The 19940-nt window shown below is 66.9% G+C and carries 13 protein-coding genes, 1 tRNA gene and 1 pseudogene; 3 read left to right on the forward strand and 12 right to left on the reverse strand.

The window, feature by feature from the left end:
- From ACWKY3_RS02145 to ACWKY3_RS02180, 8 genes and pseudogenes are all read right to left on the reverse strand, one after another.
- Positions 1-208, reverse strand: a pseudogene (locus tag ACWKY3_RS02145) (nucleotide exchange factor GrpE); the annotation flags it as partial.
- 5 nt (positions 209-213) lie between these two features.
- Entirely contained in the window at positions 214-2124 is a 1911-nt protein-coding gene (gene dnaK, locus ACWKY3_RS02150) for a molecular chaperone DnaK (protein ID WP_449314784.1), read from the reverse strand.
- A 362-nt stretch (positions 2125-2486) separates the two neighbouring features.
- Positions 2487-2675, reverse strand: coding sequence for an ATP-binding protein (locus ACWKY3_RS02155; protein WP_449314785.1), 189 nt, complete (start codon positions 2673-2675; stop codon positions 2487-2489).
- Positions 2676-2920: 245 nt separating this feature from the next.
- Positions 2921-3193: a DUF4160 domain-containing protein gene (locus ACWKY3_RS02160; RefSeq protein ID WP_449314786.1), complete on the reverse strand. Its 273-nt coding sequence runs from the start codon at positions 3191-3193 to the stop codon at positions 2921-2923.
- Positions 3186-3446 (reverse strand): hypothetical protein, encoded by a 261-nt coding sequence (locus ACWKY3_RS02165; RefSeq protein ID WP_449314787.1) that lies wholly within the window; start codon positions 3444-3446, stop codon positions 3186-3188. Before ACWKY3_RS02165 ends, ACWKY3_RS02160 begins: the two co-directional genes overlap by 8 nt.
- Before the next feature lie 277 nt (positions 3447-3723).
- The gene (gene hypE / locus ACWKY3_RS02170) at positions 3724-4746 is read right to left on the reverse strand and encodes a hydrogenase expression/formation protein HypE (protein ID WP_449314788.1); all 1023 of its coding nucleotides are present in this window, start codon (positions 4744-4746) and stop codon (positions 3724-3726) included.
- A gap of 102 nt (positions 4747-4848) precedes the next feature.
- Positions 4849-5271: a nickel-responsive transcriptional regulator NikR gene (gene nikR, locus ACWKY3_RS02175; protein WP_449314789.1), complete on the reverse strand. Its 423-nt coding sequence runs from the start codon at positions 5269-5271 to the stop codon at positions 4849-4851.
- A 14-nt stretch (positions 5272-5285) separates the two neighbouring features.
- A complete protein-coding gene (locus tag ACWKY3_RS02180) occupies positions 5286-5540 on the reverse strand; it encodes a dynein gamma chain protein (RefSeq protein ID WP_449314790.1) in 255 nt (84 codons plus the stop codon).
- A gap of 171 nt (positions 5541-5711) precedes the next feature.
- On the opposite strand from ACWKY3_RS02180, the gene ACWKY3_RS02185 reads away from it, so the two are divergent.
- On the forward strand, positions 5712-6197 hold the full coding sequence (locus tag ACWKY3_RS02185) for a hypothetical protein (protein WP_449314791.1): 486 nt from the start codon (positions 5712-5714) through the stop codon (positions 6195-6197).
- Between the two features lie 117 nt (positions 6198-6314).
- Here the strand turns inward: ACWKY3_RS02185 and ACWKY3_RS02190 are convergent, their stop codons facing one another.
- Together ACWKY3_RS02190 and ACWKY3_RS02195 are read right to left on the reverse strand one after the other, a co-directional pair.
- Complete coding sequence (locus ACWKY3_RS02190) at positions 6315-7727, reverse strand: phosphoglucosamine mutase (RefSeq protein ID WP_449314792.1); 1413 nt, start codon at positions 7725-7727, stop codon at positions 6315-6317.
- A gap of 862 nt (positions 7728-8589) precedes the next feature.
- Positions 8590-15672: a YDG domain-containing protein gene (locus ACWKY3_RS02195; protein WP_449314793.1), complete on the reverse strand. Its 7083-nt coding sequence runs from the start codon at positions 15670-15672 to the stop codon at positions 8590-8592.
- A gap of 304 nt (positions 15673-15976) precedes the next feature.
- Between ACWKY3_RS02195 and galE the strand changes: the two genes are divergently transcribed.
- Positions 15977-17113 (forward strand): UDP-glucose 4-epimerase GalE, encoded by a 1137-nt coding sequence (gene galE / locus ACWKY3_RS02200; protein WP_449314794.1) that lies wholly within the window; start codon positions 15977-15979, stop codon positions 17111-17113.
- 145 nt (positions 17114-17258) lie between these two features.
- Here the strand turns inward: galE and ACWKY3_RS02205 are convergent, their stop codons facing one another.
- Positions 17259-18893 carry an LCP family protein gene (locus tag ACWKY3_RS02205; RefSeq protein ID WP_449314795.1) on the reverse strand — a complete coding sequence of 545 codons (1635 nt, stop codon included), beginning with the start codon at positions 18891-18893 and terminating at the stop codon, positions 17259-17261.
- Positions 18894-19220: 327 nt separating this feature from the next.
- Between ACWKY3_RS02205 and ACWKY3_RS02210 the strand changes: the two genes are divergently transcribed.
- Positions 19221-19544 (forward strand): helix-turn-helix domain-containing protein, encoded by a 324-nt coding sequence (locus tag ACWKY3_RS02210; RefSeq protein ID WP_449314796.1) that lies wholly within the window; start codon positions 19221-19223, stop codon positions 19542-19544.
- Between the two features lie 224 nt (positions 19545-19768).
- Here the strand turns inward: ACWKY3_RS02210 and ACWKY3_RS02215 are convergent.
- Positions 19769-19844 (reverse strand) — tRNA-Arg (locus ACWKY3_RS02215).
- Between the last annotated feature and the right edge of the window lie 96 nt (positions 19845-19940).

The raw sequence follows: 19940 nt of genomic DNA on the forward strand, positions 1-19940 counted from the left end.
CCCTGCCGGCGGCCGCCCCCGCAGCGTCGCCCGGTGCAGCGCTGGCAGCGGCCCGAGGGGAGGTGGGGGGGATGGCGCCGCTGCCCGTGTCGTCTTGGTTTCCCTGCTCCGAAACCTGCTCGGCCTCGGTGCGGGCATCCTCGATGGGAATCTTCCTGCCTTCGCCTTGCGCCGCGCGCTCCGGCGAGGATGTGCTCGGCTGGGCCATGGCTCTTACTTCCCTTCCTTGGCGTTGTCGTCGTCGACCACCTCGTAGTCGGCCTCGATGGTGTCGTCGGCGGGAGCCGTCTCGGCGGCGGCAGCGCCGGCGCCGGCGGCAGCGCCCTCGGTGGAGTACACGACCTCGGCCAGCTTGTAGCCCGCCTGCTGCATCTTTTCCGTGGCGGCCTTGATGGCGTCGATGTCGGTGCCCTCAAGCGCGCTCTTGGCCTCGGCGATGGCCTCCTCGGCCTGCGACTTCACGTCGGCCGGAGCCTTGTCGCCCACCTCGGCGAGCGTCTGCTCGGTGGCGTTGACCAGCGCGTCGCAGTTGTTGCGGACCTCGACCTCCTCCTTGCGGCGCTTGTCCTCTTCGGCGTGCGCCTCGGCGTCCTTCACCATGCGCTCCACCTCGTCGTCGTTGAGCGCCGTGGAGCCGCTGATGGTGATCTGCTGCTGCTTGCCGGTGCCCAGGTCCTTGGCCGACACGTTCACAATGCCGTTGGCGTCGATGTCGAAGGTGACCTCGATCTGCGGCACGCCGCGGCGCGCGGCCGGGATGCCGGTGAGCTGGAACTTGCCGAGCGTCTTGTTGTCGGCGGCCATCTGGCGCTCGCCCTGCAGGACGTGCACCTCGACCGACGTCTGGTTGTCGGAGGCCGTGGAGTAGATCTCGGTCTTGCGCGTGGGGATGGTGGTGTTGCGGTCGATCATCTTGGTCATGACGCCGCCCATGGTCTCCACGCCCAGCGACAGCGGGGTGACGTCCAGAAGCAGGATGCCCTCCACGTCGCCAGCCAGCACGCCGCCCTGGACGGCCGCGCCCATGGCCACGACCTCGTCCGGGTTCACGGACATGTTCGGCTCCTTGCCGGTGAGCTTTTTCACCACGTCCTGCACGGCGGGCATGCGGGTGGAGCCGCCGACCAGGATGACCTCGTCGATGTCGCCAGCCTTGAGGCCCGCGTCCTTGAGCGCCTGCTCAACGGGCTTCTTCACGCGGTCGAGCAAATCCTTCGTGATGCGCTCGAACTCAGCGCGCGTCAGCGTGTAGTCCAGATGCTTCGGGCCGGAGGCGTCGGCCGTGATGAACGGCAGGTTGATGTTGGCCTGCGTGGTGGAGGACAGCTCCATCTTCGCCTTCTCGGCAGCCTCCTTCAAGCGCTGCAGGGCCATCTTGTCCTGGCGCAGGTCAATGCCGTTGTCGGCCTTGAACTTGTCGGCCAGCCAGTCGATGACGCGCTGGTCCCAGTCGTCGCCGCCCAGGTGGTTGTCGCCTGCGGTGGCCGCCACCTCGAACACGCCGTCGCCCAGCTCCAGGATGGACACGTCGAACGTGCCGCCGCCCAGGTCGAACACGAGGATCTTCTCGTCTTTGTTGGTCTTGTCAAGGCCGTAGGCCAACGCGGCGGCCGTGGGCTCGTTGATGATGCGCAGAACCTCCAGGCCGGCAATCTTGCCGGCGTCCTTCGTGGCCTGGCGCTGCGCGTCGTTGAAGTAGGCGGGAACCGTGATGACGGCCTGCGTCACCGGGCTGCCCAGCTGCTTCTCGGCGTCGGCCTTCAGCTTTTGCAGGACCATGGCCGAAATCTCCTCCGGCGTGTAGTCCTTGCCGTCGATGTCCACCACCGCGCGGCCGTCCTTGCCCTTCTGCACCTTGTAGCTGACGGTCTTCTGCTCTTCGCCCGTCTCGTCGAAGGAGCGGCCGATGAAGCGCTTGACGGACGCCACCGTGTTCTCGGGGTTGGTGACCGCCTGGTTCTTGGCGGCCTTGCCCACCACGCGCTCGCCGTCCTTGCGGAAGCCCTCCACAGAAGGCGTGGTGCGGTCGCCCTCGGCGTTCACGAGGATCTCCGGCTCGGAGCCCTCCATGACGGCCATGGCGGAGTTCGTCGTACCCAAGTCGATGCCCAGAATCTTGCTCATTATCGTGCTTCCTCTCTTCCGGAGTTTGTTGCCGTGCCCTGCGGTGCTTCGCCCGCTTCGTCCGCCAGAGGCCCCGCCGTTGTTGCACAGCGTGGGCTTAGCCTTCTTTTGATGAAGCGAACTATATAATCTAAGTCTCTGTCTGTCAAGTTAGTTACCAATTTGTCATGTAAATTATTTTCAGGCATCGACTATAGAAGGACCGCGGTTGCGCGCAGGGGGCGTCGGGCAAGCGTTACGCCCCGCTCATGCGGCCGTTGCCGGCCCGACGCACGGGACGGGCGGTTTCCCCCATCATGCACAAGGCCCCGCCTCCGGGCTATGCCGGAGGCGGGGCCTTGCCAAGCGCGTATGAGGGGAGGTTACTCCTCCACGACCTCGGGGATAGCGCCCATCGGGCACTCCTCGACGCAATCGCCGCACGCGATGCAGCTGTCCTCGTTCACGACCTCCGCAACGCCGCCGACCACTTCGAGCACTTCCTGCGGGCAGGCGTCAACGCAGATGCCGCAGCCGATGCACTCGTCGGTTTCGATAACCGGATGAGACATGTCAAACTCCTTCTCGTCTAAAGCACCGACGACCGGCGTCGGACGCTTCCCCATAAAACTTTCTGCCCGCAAAATACCATTGTTCCCCGCAATTGCAATATGAAACGGCAAAATTTTTCAGGATGCGGCAGAAAATAGCCGTCGTGCTTGTCGTTCGCACAAAGGGCGCGCCCGCAAGCGGCGCGGATTGCGGCCGGACGCAATGGGCCAGCGCACACTGGTCGAAAGAAGAGGGGCGAAAGCGGTTAGCAGCAAAAGCTTGCTTCGCCAAAAACCTCATGCCATCGTTCGCAAATGGCGCTGTGGTTATAGGTTATGAAATCAAGGATGTTGTTGAGGTCGCGCTGGGGAATTCGGCTTGCGTTATGGGCGAGCAGCGCGCCTCCGCTTCGTGTGAGCCAGATTTTGGTCGAGTCCTTTTCGGGGCGCTTCACCGACACATGCACATGGACGGGTTCACCGTTCTCTCCAACCCAGAAGAAGATGACGTATTGCCCGAAGACGTAGAGCCTAGGCATACTGCTTGGAAGCTTCTTGTGCGAATCGAACGATAAGAGGGGCATTGTTCTTCAGGAAAACGCTGAGCCGACGCAACTCGTCATCGGTAAAGCCGTCCACATTGGCCCAAGTGAGGGCGGGAAGGGATGTCTCCGCAGCATCGAAGCCAAAATCGCGCGGGCGCTCGATGGCGATGCCAACGGTGCGATCTTCCCTCATTTCCGAATAGGCAATCTGCGTATCGTCCTCGAGCAGAACGTAGTTGTGCATCATGGCCGCACCTTTCATCGGAGGACACGATTGAATCGCACCCGAGTACAAAGCCGCTTTTACCGTCGGTTACCGTTTCAAGTAATTCTTGCTTTCGTTCGTTGCCCTTGTCAAGGGGAAGGAGGTAACTTTGCACAGTCGATGCGGGTCGGTATCCGCCACTCGGTTCACGGCTGAACGCACGCAAGCATGGAATACGTATGCCAGGATGGATGCCGACGTGCGCATTCTGAAATGAAAGCGCACGTCGGCGTGGAGAACTTGTCCGCATGCGCCCGCACTAGCAGATGCGGGGAAGCTGCTCGCCCACCAGCATGTCCAAGATGCGCGTCCCGCCGAACGCCGTGCGCAGAAACACCTTCGGGCCGCGATCGGGCCGGGCGGCGGCCACCTCGCCGATGAGGGCGGCTTCTGCCCCGTAACGGTTCGCGCGCATGGCCGCAAGCGCCGCTTCGGCCTGGTCGGCGGGCACCACGCACACCATCTTGCCCTCGTTGGCAACCTGCAGCACGTCGTAGCCCAGCATGTCGCACGCGCCCCGCACGGCGGGCTTCACGGGCACGGCGTCCTCCTCCACCGTGATGTCGGTGTTCGACTGCGCAGCCAGCTCGTTCAAGGTGGAGGCCAGGCCGCCGCGCGTGGGGTCGCGGAAGCAGCGGGCATCCGGCGCCGCCGCCAGCACCTCGGCTATGAGGTGGTTGAGCGGCGCGGCGTCGCTTTCGAGGTCGGCGGAGAAGCTCAAACCCTCGCGGCAGCTCATGATGGTTATGCCGTGGTCGCCGAGCGTGCCGGTGACCAGCACTTTGTCACCCGGCCTGATCTGCGCGCCGCCCAGGTTGACGCCCGGCGCAAGGACGCCCACGCCGCTTGTGTTGATGTACACGCCGTCGCCATGGCCGCGGTTCACCACCTTCGTGTCGCCCGTGACCAGGCGCACCCCCGCCTCGCGCGCGCTTTCGGCCATGGAGGCGCAGATGCGGCGCAGATCGTCCACGGAAAAACCCTCTTCCAGGATAAAGCCGCAGCTCAGATAAAGCGGGCGGGCGCCGCTGGTGGCCACGTCGTTCACCGTGCCGCACACGGCCAAACGCCCGATGTCGCCGCCGGGGAAGAAGTGCGGGGTCACTACGAAGCTGTCGGTGGAGAAGGCGAGCCGCTCGCCCGGCGCCGGCGCGGGCAGCACGGCCGCATCGTCGCCGCGCAGAAGCTCGTCACCCGCGTAGGCGGCGAAGAACACCTCGTCTATGATGCGCTTCATCATGGTTCCGCCGCTGCCGTGGCCCAGCATGACCGTCGAGTCCATTGTCCTGTCGCCCTCCTTGGGTCGGTTGCCTTCTTTCGCGAACGCCCCGCCGGCGCGCGGACGGAGCGCGCTAGCCGGTCCGCACGCCGCACTGGCCTGCGTTCACATCGAGCGCCCCGTGGTGGTGACCACGAGGCGGCCGTTCTTCACGCCTTTCGTGCCCAGGATGAGGTTCGCGATGTCCTGCACGAGGCCCGTCTCGCCGCGCAGCACGATGACCTCGAGGCAATGGTGCGCGTTGAGGTGCACGTGCATGGACGAGATGATGGATTCGAAGTAATCGTGCTGGATGGCGTGCAGCTTCTCCTGCAGATCTCCCGCATGATGGTCGAACACGATGGTGAGCGTGCCCACCACCTCCACACCCGGCGTGACGCACTCGTCTTCCACCAGCGCGTCGCGCACGAGGTCGCGCACCACCTCGCTGCGGTTCTTGGCCAATCCGCGCCGGGCCACCAGCTGGTCGAAGCGGACGAGCAGCTCCTCGGGCATGGCCACCGAGAAGCGCATGAGGTCGTTGCCCATGGACGCCTCGCGGCCTACACCAGGCTCACGGTGACGCCGGCAACCGCCTCGGCATCGTCCTCGAGCGCGTCCTTCGCCTCGTCAAGGGCGGCGCGCGCCTCGTCGAGCAGCGCCTGGGCGGCGTGAAGCTTCTCGCACACCGTGGCGTAACCGGCGTCTTCCGCTTGGTGCGCCAGGTTGTGCGCCCAGCGGCGCTCCAGCTTCACGTGGTCGTCGATCTGGCTGATCATCTGTTCGAACTGCCCCGTGTTGATTCCGTTCGTGCACATGGCTCGTCTCCTCTTTTGCTCTGTTGTCGCGGCGTGTCCGCCTCGGCGGGCGATCCCGCGTCCCACGCTGCGGCGGACGCAGGGCACGATGCGCGCACGATGTGCCGCAGCGGGCGATTCTTGCTATCATTACGGTTATACGGCTTGCCGGAACCGACCGCAAGGGATAGTGTGAAAAAATCTGTAAACGGTAACATGTACGAGGTCGCGCTTGACGAAGCATGGGAGCTTTTCGACGCGCATCTGGATGGGGCGCGCTCAGCGCTCGTGCTCGTGCTGAGCGCATGGACGCTGGCCGAGCGCGCCCGCCATGCGCTGAACAGCTCGGCAGCGGCGCTTGGGTACGGACCTGCCGCCTGCGCGTTCGCCGCGCTCGGCGCGCAGGAGCGTGCCGAGGGGGATGCGCCTCTTGACGACCAGGCGCTGTTCCTGCTGACGGAGGGACTTGACCCGGTGTGCCTTGTGGCCGCCGACAGCGCCGCCGCCCGCGCGCTTGCCCGCGCGTACCGCTGCGAGGTTCCCGCCGGAGCGCAAAGCCGCGTGTTCGGACGCACCTGCGTGGCGTTTCGCGACTTCGACGCCATGCTCGACGACGCGCAGGACAAGCAGGCGGCATGGGCGCTGCTCAAAAAGCTGCCGCGCTTCGGCGAACGCTAAGACGGGCGCAAGCGGCGCGACGAAGCGAAGACCCCGGCTCGCCGCTTGCGGGCCGGGGTCCTCACACGAGTGTTTCACGTGAAACACTCGCCCTCTACCAGGTGTTTCTTATGCGCCTTACGCCACGATAACGCGCTTGGCCTCCTCGAGCAGGGCGCGCACCTCGTCTGTCGTCTCAGCCTCGGCGTAGATGCGCACGAGCGGCTCGGTGCCGGAAGGGCGCATCATGAGCCACGCGTCGCCTTCCAGGTAGAACTTCACGCCGTCGCGACGGTCCACGTCCACCACCTTCTTTCCGCAGACCTCCGCAGGCGCGAAGCCGGGCACCACCTCGGCGCGGAAGCGCGCCATCTGCTCCTCGGTGATGGACAGGCCCTGGCGCTCGAACTCCAAACGGCCCACCTTGGAGAACATGTCGTCCACCAGCTGTCCCAAGCTCATACCGCGCTGCGCCATGGTCTCGCACAGAAGAAGCGCCATCAGCAAACCGTCGCGCTCCATGACGTGGCCGGGAATGCCGATGCCACCGGACTCCTCGCCGCCCACCATGACGCCGCCCTTCTCCATTTCGGCGTAGATCCACTTGAAGCCCACGGGCGTGCTGACAAGCTCCAGGCCCAGGCGCTTGCACTGGCGCGCCAGCATGGCCGACGCGGTGATGGTGGACACCACGCGGCCGGAGAGGCCCTTGTCCTCGGCCAGGTGCGACACGATGAGCGTGATGATGCGGTGCGGGTTCACGAAGTTGCCATGCTCGTCCACCGCGCCAATGCGGTCGGCGTCGCCGTCGTTGATGAAGCCGGCATCGAAGCCCAGCTCGGGCACCTTGGCGATGCAGCGGTCCACCCACGGTGGAATGGGCTCGGGGTGCAGGCCGTCGAAGGTGGGGTCGGCGCCGTTGTTGATCTCGCACACCTCCACGCCCAGATCGCGCAGCAGGCCGGCCAGGTAGCGACGGCCGGCGCCGTAGAGTGGGTCCACCACCACGCGCAGGCCCGCGTTGCGGATGGCCTCGGCGTCCACGCGCGCCTTGAGCGCGGCCAAATACGGCGTCATGAGATCGACCGTCTCATACGCGCCACGCGCGTCCGTGGGAGCGGCGGACAGGGCGGCCTCCACGCGGTCGGTGAACTCCTTGCCGGAGGCGCCGCCGTCGGCCATGCGCAGCTTCACGCCCAGGTACTCGGCCGGATTATGGCTGCTCGTGAGCATGATGCCGCCCACCGCGTCGGCGTCCTGCGCCACCGACCAGCACAGCGTGGGCGTGGGACAGTAGTCCTGCGTGAGCTTCACGCGAAAGCCGTGCGACGCCGCCACCTCGGCTGCCAGCTGGGCGTAGGCATGAGCGTCGCGCCGACAGTCGTGGCCGACGATGAGCGTGCCGGGTGCGTCGGCCAGGCGTCCGGCGGCAAGCGCGTCCTCCTTGAAGATGCGGGCGGCCGCGTCCGTCACGCACACCAGGTTGTCGTTCGTGAAGTCCTCGCCGATGATGGCGCGCCATCCGTCGGTGCCGAAATGAATGTCTGCCACGAAACGTCCTTTCCGTTCGGATGCCGGCGCACACCGCAGCCGGCCGTTCTTGAGGTGCAGCGCTTCGTATTATAGACAATGCCGAGGCGGGCATGGCGCCTCGACGCAAAAGCGCCATGCGGGAGCAGGGCCGCTCCTTTGGGGTTCCTTTGGAGGGGCTTCGCCATCTTCTGTTGAGCCTGCGCGTTGGCGGGCGCTCGTAGCCGAGGTGGGCGCAGACGACCCGCGTCCACCAGGACGAGAACGAAGGGCCGGCGGGCGGCGGGACGAGAATGAAGGGCGGGCGGCGGGCGGACCCCTCGGCAAGGGCGAAAAGCGACAGGCCGGGCCGTCGGGCAAAGCCCCGCCATCGCTTCGGAAAGCTCCGCCCACTCGTCGGGCAAAGCCCCGCCGGGCGCCTCGGAAAGCCTTTCCCGCCCGTCGGGCAGCCGTCGAGCGGGGGTTTTCCGAAACACCCGACCAGGAGAAGCTCGGCTCGAGGGTTGGCCAGCATAGGCTCGTGTCAATGGTGGTCTAACAGAGAGGCCGCAATCATGCTGCCCCTCGCCCCTCGCTTCTCGCCTCATTCTTCCATGTTGAAAAAATTATTCTTGACAAGAAATAATTCATAAATTAGTATAAAAAGCGTGGAAAGACCGCCTCCGACGGTCCTCCTCGTTTCACTCGTCCAAGCGCAGCCCGCCTCCCCCGCGGGCTGCGCTTGCGTCTGGGGACGGACCGCACGACAAAAGCCGCGATTTCCCGGCCCGCCCCATGGCCTGCCATCCAGACCTCCGAAAAGCTCGGGGCCCCGAACGTCCTCGGGGCCCCGACAAGCTTGCATCCCTCGGGGCAGGATCAAACCCCGAAGGGGCATCGGGAGCTAACGGGCGCGCCGGCGGCGAACGGCCAGGGCAAGGGCGCCCGAGGCGGCTGCGACCAGAACGAGCGCCACAAGCGGCGCGGCATCGCCCATGGCGGGCAGGCGCCTGACGGACGAGGAGCCGTCCGAAGCGTCGGCCTCGGACCCGGAGCCGCCTTCGCCCTCAGACCCAGACGGCGCCGGTGGGACGGGCTTTTCGGGCACCACTATGGTCCCGTCAGGCAGCACCACCGAACCGGCAGGAGCCTCCTTCGCCGTGCCGTCGGGCATGACGACGATGCCGCCTTCGGGAAGGGCCCAGGAACCCTCCGGATAACCCTCGGGATTCGGATAGGCGCCCGGCCCCGGCAGCAAGGCCGGATCGTCGGCGCTGCCAAGAACCCCGTCCTCGCCAGGCAGGCGGATGGAGCCGTCGGGGTTGACCATGCTGCCGGCCGGAAGGTCCACCGCATGGCCGCCGCCCTCGCCGGGATAGGAGACGGAACCGCCTTCGGGCAGCGTCCACACGCCGTCGCCGTCCACCGTCGCGCCCGGAGTCAACGAGAGATGGGGATCGTCGTCGGTTCCAGCCGCACCGTCCTCGCCGGGCAGACGCACCGACCCGTCCGGGTCGATCACGGTCCCCTCGGGAACCTCCACCGTAAAGGAGCCGCCCTCTTCGTCGGGATAGGTCACGGTGGCGCCGCCCTCGGGAACGGTCACGCTGCCGTCGGGGTTGGTCGCAACGGAGCCGCCCCCGCCGGGCTTCACGGACAGGTCGTCGTCGGTGCCCGTCTGGCCGTCCGGCCCCGGCAGGATCACGGTTGCAGGGCCGATGGGCGTCGAGTCGATGGCGATGGTCCCGTCGGGCAGCACCGTCGAACCGGCCGGCGCCTCCTTCACCGTGCCGTCAGGCATCTCCACGGTGCCGCCTTCGGGCAGCGTCCATGAACCGTCGCCGTTGGCGGAGGCTCCCTTGTTCGGACGCAGGTAGGGATCGTCGCCCGTGCCGGTTGCACCGTCATTGCCGGGCAGGCGGATGGAGCCGTCAGGGTTGACCTGAGCGCCGCCGGGCACCTCCACCGTAAAGGAGCCGCCCTCGCCGTCAGGGTAGGTCACCGCGGCGCCGGGTTCGGGCACTGCCGCGGCGCCGGTCGACGGGTCGGTCGAGATCGGCTCGTCGGCGCCCGCGTCGGGAGAGACCGTCACGTCGTCATCGGTGCCGCCCTGGCCGTCCGGACCGGGAAGGACCACGTTGCCGAACACGTCGCCGACAGCCGGGAACTCGGGATCGACCAGGTAGTAGTTCCCCATGGACTGCCCCAGGACCACCGTCACCTTCGCGGGAACGTCCGGACCCACCGCGTAGGATCCGGCGTCGAACTCGGCAGAGGCCGTGAAGTCGCGGCCGTACTCGAACGCGTTTTCCTCGCCGGGAGCGAAGCCGGAAAGCCCCACCGCCGACACCGTGGCCGTCCGGTCGGCCCCGTCGTGGTCCTTGCGCTCCAACGTTGCCGTCTCCACCGCAAGCGGCGCCTTCTGGATTCCGGTGGCGACCGTGCCAAAGGCCGCTTGGGCGGCAAGTTCGTAGAACGGCGCGGCCGTGCCCGCAAGCGCGATGCCCGACGCCTCGACGCCCGTCTCGCCCGCGTCCCTGCCCACAAAGGCCCAATCCGCCGTCGCAGACACGTCGTCGCCGGCAAACGCGGTCGCCAGCTCCACGGACAGCCCCGAGGCGTCCGTCACGGCATCCGTGCCGTCGTAGGGCTTGGAGGCGTCGCCTGCCACCGAGGGCCTCACCGAAAGCGGGCCAAGCTCCACGGCCTGCACGGCCGTCTCCGACCATGCAAGCGAGTGGTTGCCCGAATAGCGCAAGGTCAGGTTGGAGTGCGCGCCGGGCAGAAGCTGCTTGTCGGTTGTGGCGTACTCAATGGCGAAGGTGCCGTTCGGCTGCACCTCGGCCCAACCGATCCTCGTCTGGCCGAGGTAGACGCCCATGCGCCCGCCGTCGGCGGTCACGCCGGCCACGGCGCCGTCGGGGGCCACCGTACCGGTCACGGTCAGCGTGTCCCCGTAGACGAGGGCCGTTGCGGAAAGGGAGCAGGACGCCACCGAGTCGTTCTCCACCACAAGGACCTGCCCTTTGTCCGCAGCCTCCTCGAAACGGTAGTTGGCTGCGGACATGCCGGTGACGTCCGCCTCTATGTCGAACGTCTCGTCCTTGACCGCAGAGGGCGTGTAGCCCGGGCAGGACAGAACCGCATCGCCGGCCACGCCCGCCGTGGCCTCGGTCTCGCCGTTGACGAACCCGGTGACCACCCGCGTGAACGCGGGCAGGGCCTGGCCGTGCTTGACCGACACGTCCTCGGCCGCCACATGGAGCACGGCTTTTTGAATGCCGGTGGCCACAGAACCGGAGGCCGCTTGGGCGGAAAGCTCGTAGAAGCGCGCATCGGCGCCTTCAAGGGAGATGTTCGCCGCCGTCACGCCCGTGGTGCCCGCGCCGGGAGCGTCGAAGGACCAGTCGGCCGCGGCGGAGACGGAGTCGTTCGGAAGGGCTCCCGCCAGCAAGACGGACAGCCCCGTGGCGTCCGCCATGCCCGCCGTGCCGTCGTAGACCTTGGAGGCGTCGCCTGCCACCGAGGGCGCCAGCGCCTTGGGGGCAAGATCGAGCGAAACGGCCGCCTGGGAGCCTTGGAAGGACCCGCCCCCGTTGAAGCGCACGATCAGCTGCACGCCCTTGGCAGGATCGATGCCCTTGTCGGAAGTGCCATAGCTTACGGAGTAGGACCCGTCGGCGCCAACGGCCGCGCGCGCCAGCTCCTTCTCCGACCCGTCGGCCGCCACCGCGCATAGAACCACATCGCCCGTCGGCTGCTGCGCCGACCCTGCGGCCGACACGGTGCCGGACACGGTTGCCACGTCGCCGTAGACAAAGGAGTCGGCCGCGCCCGCCGTGCCGCCAAAGACGGAGGCCGCAACGGAGGTGGCGCTTGCCACAACCGCAAGCTCGCCTTGCTGCTGCGCCGCTTGGAAGCGGTAGTTGTCGGCCGTCATGCCGGAAACGTCCACAACGATGGGCAGCGCGGATCCGGCGGGCGTCGCGCCCGCTTGGTAACCGGTGCCCCCGAAGCTCGGCGCGCCCGAGAAACCCGTTGCCGTGGTTTGGTCCTCGCCATTCGCAAAGCCGGAAAGCTCGTAGACGGGCATCCAACGCCAGCCGAACACAACTTCCTGATCAGGAGCGTAGACGGAAACGACCGCCTTCTCTATGCCGTCTGCCACCGCGCCGGAGGCCGCGGCGTCGGCAAGCCGGTACCAACCGCCGTCGAGGGCGGCCTCGTCCAGGGAAGCCGTGCCCTCCACGCCCGTGGTGCCCGCCGCAGCTCCGGTGTACCTCAGGTTGGAAAGCCCAACCGCCACCGCGTCGGCGTCCGAGGAATCCGACTCCAAGCCGCTTGCCTGCCACGTGACCGCATGCCCCTGGGGCAGCGCGTCCGTGCCGTCGTACGCTTTGGCGGCAGCGCCGCCCAGCGAAACCGTTATCGCCTTCTTGGCCAGCGTCACCGTCACCGTGGCAACCGCGTCGCCCTGGTCGGCCGTCCCCACGTAGCGCACCTCGAGATCCGTGCCGGCGGGATCTACGCCAATGCCCTTCTCGGCCGTGTCGTAGCGCAGCTCGAAGGACCCGTCCGCCTGCACGGGCGCAGGCTCTGAAAGCTGCGCGCCGGCGCCCGCATGGTAGAGCGCCACCTCGTTGGCGGCCGGCGCGGCAAGGGCGCGCGTGGCAGCCGTGCCCGTGGCCGACACCGTGCCCTTCACCACCATCTTATCGCCGTAGGTGAAGGCGGACTTCTCCGTTGCACCCGTCTCGTCGTAGGTTTTGACGCCCACCACAGCCGAGGAGGACCTCACCACGGTGAGCGTGCCGGGCGCGAAGGTTGCCTTGTAGTTGGCGTTGTTCGCAACGGTTTGGCTCGACACCGCAACCTCGTGCGTGCTGCCTTGGGCCGATGCTGCGGGATCGTAGGTGGGGGCCACGTCGAAGGCAAGGTTTTGCACGCCCAAGTCCGCGTAGCCCTCGCCCGCCGCGTAGGAGCCGGAAACAGGCTGCTGGACCAGGGAGAAGGCCGGCAGGCTGCCCGCGCGGTAAGGCACCGTGGCGTCAGCCACCGCCAACGTGACGGCACGTGGAACAATGCCGGTGACGTCGGTTTTGACGGCCGCATCGGCGGTTGGCGCGTACCAGGCGCCCCAATCGTCCGCAAGCTGGATGCCGCTTGCCCCAACCTCGCGGGTGCCGGCGGCCGCGTCGGCGTAAGCCCAGGAGGCTGTGCAGGCAACCGCGTCGTTTTGCAGCTTGCCGTCGAACTCGACCGACAGGCCCGCGCCCGTCACGTCGGTGGTGCCGTCGTACTCGCGCGTGTCGTCGCCGGCAACGCGCGGCGTTATCTCCTTCTTGGCCAGATCGAAGGTTGCGGAAGCGTCGGATGCGGACGCGAAGCTGCCATCGTCGCTTCCGGCGTACTTCACATCCACTTTGATGCCGGCCCCGGTGGGAACGGCCTTGCCCGACGTGTCGTATTCAAGGACGAACCCGCCCGTGGCCGCGTCCAACGCGGCGTCGCCCAGCTCGTGATCGCCGGCTCCGTCGTGGTAGGAAAGCGTCACGCTGCCCGCGGGAACGGATGCGGAGGCGGGTGCTGCAACCTTGCCCGTCACGGTGAGCGTGTCGCCATAGACGCAGTCGGCCGCAACGACGTCGATGATCCGCGTTGCCGCGGTGGTCACCGTGAGCACGCCCTGCGCAGCATCCGCCTCGAAACGGTAGTTGGGCGCGTCCAAGGTTCCCACCGCAAGGGAGAAGTCGTAGGAGCCCGGCCCCGATGCGCCCGGAACGTAGCTCGGCCACGTGATGAGGGGCGCGCCCGCGATGTTCGCGCTTGCCGCGTCCTCGCCGTTCACAAACCCGTCGAAGGCGTACCGGTTGGCGGCCGGGGCGGCCCCGAACTCCACCGTTTGATCTTCGGCCTTCACCGTGAGCACGGCTTTGTCGATGGTCCAGGCAAGGCTCGCCGAGCCGGAGTAGTTGCCGTCGGCGGAAGCGGTCGCCGTGACCGTGGCCGTACCGGCATTCGCGTTGTCCGCATAGGACACCGTGTAGTCGCCTTCGGTCAGCAGCGGTTCGCCATCCGCGATGCTCGGCGTCGGCGTTTGGGGAACGCCCGAGTAGACCGAATCGGCCAGCGCGTTGAACATGCCCTCCGCAAGCGGCTTCTTGTCCACCGTGAGCGCGATCTTCCGGAAAGCGGGGGCGATCTCGGGGTTGGTGCTGCCGGCGGCGGGGTCCGCCTTCGTCGCGTCGCTTTGCTCGACGAGGACCATGAGCGTGTAGGCGCCCGCGTCCAGATGCTCCGCGGGATCAAGCTCCCGGTATCCCGCCAACCAGCTCCAGCCGTTGTAGGCCACGCCCGGCTCCCCATCGTTGACAAGATAGGCCACGCGGTCCTCGACCGGCTCCGTTTCGACGATGGCGGCGCCCTCCGGCATGAGCGCTTCCGTGTGCGACGTCGCCGTCACGGCGCCCAAGTCGTCGATGATCTGCTGGCCGGTCTTCTCGCCGTAGGTGAAGCTGTTCTCGGAGGCGTTGGCAACCGACAGCGCAGGCGCGGGCACAACGCGAACTTGATAGTCCGTCATGCTCACGTTCGTATCGGCGGTGTTTTCGGCCACGCCGTAGCCCGGCTGGGGAACCACGCTGTACACGCTCTGCTTGTCCATGCAGTTGGCCGGATTGTCAACGTGGAAGAATCCGCCGGTGATTTTGGCGCCCGCATTGATGTACGGGGAATTGCTCTTGGCAGTGGCCCAAATGCTGCCTCCGGAAATGGTGAACGTCTGGGGATTGCTGTTGTACGCGCCGCCGATGCCCGTGACGTTCCTCTCTCCGTTGGGGCAGTTTCCGCCGTTGGCCCGAACGGTGCCGCCCGTGATGTCGATAAGCTTGTTGGACGAGTTCTGGCCCGCCCCAATGCCGGCGGCCTTCTCGCCGCCGTTTGCGGTGACGACACCGTCCGAGATCACGACCGATCCGGCGGCGGTGGCTCGCTGAACGGAATTCACGCTCACGCCGTCACCCGAGCCGATGCAGGATGCGCCTCCAATGCCCGGAGACATCCTTGAACCGGTGGCCGTGACCTCGCCTCCGGAAATCGCTATCTTCCCGCACGTGACGGTTGCCGTGCGATTGTACCCCGAGCGAATCCAGAAGCCCCAGCCGGCGCCCGAGCCGATGCCGGCTCCGCCCATCGCCTCCACGTTGTGCGAATTGTAGTCGTACCGCGCCGTGCCCGACGCCGTGGCCGTGACGACGCCTCCGTTGATGGCGATGTCGCCTGCGCTTGTCAGAGAGCCTCCGCCGATGCCGGCGCCGCCCCGCTTCCCGACGGCCGTGATGGTGCCGCCGTTGATGGTGATGGAGCCGACGGCCTTCCACCCGGCCGGAAGGCTGCCAGAGCTTAGATTCTGCCCATCGCTGCCGGCGGCGGATCTGCCCCAGTACCCGCCGGACCCAATGCCGGCGCCGTCGTCTCCGCCTTCGGCCGTAAGGGAGCCGGCCGTTGCGTTGCTGTCGTTTACGACGAGCGTGCCGGTGTCGTCGCGGGCCCCGTCGCTTCCGCCCAGTTGCAGGCCGCCGCGATGCGAGCCCGACTTGAGCACATTGCGGCCGTCAAGCTCGATGACCGCATCGCCGCTTTGAATGCGCAGGGCGGCACGCCCATCGGCGTCCGACACATCGATGCTCACGTTGTCAAGCGTCAGGTTGGCGGCATTGCCGGGACCGACGTTCACCACGATGTTGTCTGTCGTGCTGGTGCTTCCTGCGTCCTTCATGGAGACGGTGACGCTTTTGTTGGAAATGATGGTGAGCGTGGAACCTGAGTAGGTGTAATCGGTGTTCAAGATCGGCGTTTCCGCATCGTTGGACAGCGTGAACGAGCCGACCTCCACCTCGCCCGCCGACGCCGCCCCCGGCGCCGCCGCAGACGCGACCGCCGCCAAAGCGGCAATGACGCACAGGCGCCTCACTTTCCCGAATCTCATCTCCGTTTGCCTCTCTCCTCGGGAACCGCTTTTTCGCACACGATGAAACGTACCATGAAAAAAGGCGCCCTCCCTCCCCTGCACCCGCACGTCAACAGGGGGGTTGGGGGCTGTCCGCAGCGCCTGCGCGCCCGTCGCGCGACTGAAACGAGGGCCTTCGGCCGCCCGTGTTGCTTTGGCGCGTTTGCGCACGGACGCGCCTCGCCCTGCTACCATAGACGGAGCAAAAAGCGAAGCGCCTCGCATGACGCATAGCCGAACGAAGCGGATGGGCGTTTGGCCATCCAGCGGAGAGGAGACAGCAATGGCGAACAAGAGCCTGGCCAAGAACCCGGCCGATACCTGCGTGCTTGTGACGGGCGGCGCCGGATTCATCGGCAGCCACACGTGCGTCGAGCTGCTGCAGAAGGGGTACCGCGTGGTCATCGTGGACGATCTGAGCAACTCGAGCGCCTTGGCCGTCGACCGCGTGCGCACCATCGTCGGCCTGGCCGCCGACGACGCGCGCCTGACGTTTTACGAGGCCAACATCCTTGACCGCGAGGCGCTGGACGCCATCTTCGCAAAAGAGGACGTGGACGCCATCATCCACTTCGCCGGATTCAAGGCCGTGGGGGAAAGCGTTGCCAAGCCGCTGGAGTACTACTGGAACAACGTGGCCGGCACGCTGGCGCTGTGCGACGTGGCACGCGCGCACGACGTGAAGAACATCGTGTTCTCGTCAAGCGCCACCGTGTACGGCGAGCCCGAGTTCATCCCCATCACGGAGGACTGCCCCAAGCACGACGCCACCAACCCCTACGGCTGGACGAAAAGCATGCTGGAGCAGGTGCTTTCCGACCTGTACGTGGGTGATAACGAGTGGAACGTGGTGCTGCTGCGCTACTTCAACCCCATCGGCGCGCACGAAAGCGGGCTTATCGGCGAGGACCCCAAGGGCATCCCGAACAACCTGCTGCCCTACGTGGCGCAGGTGGCCGTGGGCAAGCTCCCGCGCGTTGGCGTGTTCGGCGACGACTACCCCACGCCCGACGGCACGGGCGTGCGCGACTACATCCACGTGGTTGACCTGGCACGCGGGCACGTGGCGGCGCTCGATTGGATGGGCGGCAAAGTAGGCACGGGCGAGCCGCGCGGTTTGGGTTCGGTCGCAGGAGAGCCGGCCGCCGACGGCACGCGCCGGGGCGTGGGCATCTTCAACCTGGGCACGGGGAAGGGATCGAGCGTGCTCGACGTGGTGCACGCCTTCGAGCGCGCGTGTGGCAAAGAGCTGCCCTACGAGATCAAGCCGCGCCGCGCGGGCGACATCGCCGAGAACTACGCCGCATGCGACAAGGCACGCGACGAGCTGGGCTGGGTGGCCGAATACGACCTGGACCGCATGTGCGCCGACAGCTGGCGCTGGCAGTCGACGAACCCCGACGGGTACGCCACCGCCTAGGCGATCCACCACGCGAAGGCGAGCGATCAAAAAAGCGAGCGGCCTTTTCAAGCCGCTCGCTTTTTTCGTGGCGTTTGCCGCGCGAACGCTGCGCGCTGCGGGCGAACGGCTGCGCCTGAGGTTGCGTCCGCGACGCGGTTTTGACCTAGTAGCCGGTCGCCGCGCCGCCCGAGGCGCCGGCGTCGTAGCCGCCGGTGTCGTAGCCGCCGCCCGACGCGGTCCCCGAGTCCACGTAGCCGCCGCCGGCCGCGCCGCCCGAGGTGTCCGCAGAGCCGCCGTAAGAGCCGCTGTCCACGTAGCCGGTGCCGCCCGAAGCGTCGCCGTAGTACGTTGAGTTGTCCACGTAGCCGGTGCCGGTGCCGGTGCCGGTGCCAGAGTAGGAGGGGTCCGTGTAGCCCGACGAGTACCCCGGGTCGTAGTAGTAGCTGGAGTCGTAGTAACCAGAGCCTCCCGAGCTTGCGTCCATGCCCGCACCGGAACCCGTGCCGTTTAGAGCCTCGGCCTCCGCATACGCCTCGGCCGACGCCGTGATGCCGGACGGGTCACCGCCCGATTCAACGACTTCCATCATCTTCTTCGTGGAAGCGGCGTCGTTGATGACGTAGGACACGCCGTCTATCGTCGCCGTGGTGGAGGGGAGCATCGCGGAATAGAAGACCAGGTCGCCCTCGTCTTGGAACTGGCCGGCCAGCGTGACGATGTCGCCCACCGCCAGATCCGTGGTCACGCACGCCGTGGCGCTCTGCACCACGCCCGCAAGCTCCATGGCGGACATGGACAGCACTTTGTTGATGATGGCCATGATGAGCGAGCGCTGGTTCGCCGTGCGCGTGAAGTCGCCGTCCACGTAGGCGCGGCTGCGCGCGAACACGAGCGCCTGGTTGCCGTCGAGGTGCTGCTCGCCTTCCTCGATGATGACGCGCGGCCACTCGGGATGCGCGGAGGTGCCGTCGGCGTCGGGGTCGTCGATGCGCTCGGGAACCACCACGTCCACGCCGCCCACGGCGTCCACCAGGTCCTTCAGTTTGCCGAAGTTGACCTCGGCGTAATGGGATATCTGGATGCCCAGCAGCTCGTTCGCCTCGCGGATGGCGCCGGCGGCGCCGTCGTAGCTGTAGGCCGCGTTGAACTTGTTCGTGCCGTAGCCGTCTATCTCTATCTTGGTGTCGCGCGGGATGGACACCATGGTGGCCTGGTTGTTGACGGGGTCCACGCGCACCACGATGTTCGTGTCCGAGCGGTGCGTCTCGTCGACGCTGTCCTCGGCCTCGTCGGTGCCGATGAGCATCATGTAGAACGGATCGGTGAACTCCGCGTTGGTGGGGGCGAGCATGTCGTTGATGGCGTTGATCTCTTCGTCGGTTTTGTTCCCCCTGGTCAACTGTTCATTGACGGAGTTCTTCCACAGGGCGAACGCCGTTGTGCACCCCACTGCCGCCACAATCACCGCGGCTATCACGCCGATGGCTATCTTCTTGCCCTTGCCGGAGCGTTTGCGCGCCGCCGTCGAATACGAGGCGTTGTTGCGCGAGTACTGGCTTGCAGCCGACTGACGGCTGTACGCCGCGTTGGCGGCGGGGCCTTGGGAGCCGGGGACGTAGGCGGACCGATAGCCGGCATAGCGCTGCGCGCTGGCCGTTTGGGCGAACTCCTCCGCTTGGGAGCGGGAGGCGATGCGCCCCGACTGGGCGGCCCTTGCCGTGCGGACGGCACGCGCCGACTGGGGAGCGCGGGACGAGCGAGCCGCCGGATGGCTGGTGCGAGAGTTTTTTGGCGCCATATGTTCTCCTCAACGGCTCCTGCGCGATGAGCGCCGCACGACAAGCGGCACGCCGTCTGCCGTCTCCCCAGTCGGCGAAGGGCATCCGCTGTCATGAGCCTTCGTCTCTACCACTGTCACAAATTGGTGCCCGACCCCCGCCACGCCTCGGCGTTGTCCGTGGTGGCACGCATAAACTCACCATGTGCGAAAGCCATTGTATCACCGATCGGCGCCGACCATAAAATGGGCACGGGCCGGGTACAAACCTCACATTTTTCTAAATGACCATCGAAACGTATCCCTGCGGTTACAGGGTTGAGCCGGGCGGGCGGTAGCCTGTGTAGCATGCAACCGGCCACGGGACATAGCCGCCTGACAGACCCGATCCTCGACGAGGAGCGGCTCTCCCCTGTTCTGGCCAGGAACGTGAAGGCGCTGCGCCTGCGCGCCAAGATCAACAAAAAGCGGTTCGCCCTCATGATAGGCGTGGGCCGGCCCTTCCTCAACAAGATAGAGAACGGCCTTGCCGACCCGCGGCTTTCCGTCATCACCAAGATAGCCGACGCGCTGGACACGACGCCGGAGTACCTGCTGACCGAGCACGAGGACGCACCCGCGCCCCAGCCCTCGGCCGGCATGCGCCGTCCCGGGCAGCACGCGCGCCTGTAGGGGCGCGGTCGCGGACGGCGGGCGGGCGGATGCGCACGGCCGCGCGGCGTGCGCGCACGGTTGCGCGGTTGGTGCGCGGCGGATGCGCACGGTCGCGCAGTGGGCGCGGGTGCGCGGCATGCACGGGCGCACAGCGTGCGGGCGCGGTCAGCCCGCATGCCGCCTTCGCCAAAGCGCCGGAGCGCAAAAAAGCCGCCGTGTCGTTCGGCGGCTTGCATGGCTGGTGGCGCCCCCGGGCCGATTCGAACGGCCGACACCCGCTTTAGGAGAGCGGTGCTCTGTCCCCTGAGCTACGGAGGCGTGGTGGCTATTGTAGCATTAAACGAACCGCAAAAGGTCGCGAGCGTCCTCGATCACCTCATCCGCACCTGCCTCGCGCAGCCGCTCGGCGGTGTG

The organism is Rubneribacter sp. (assembly GCF_965361815.1).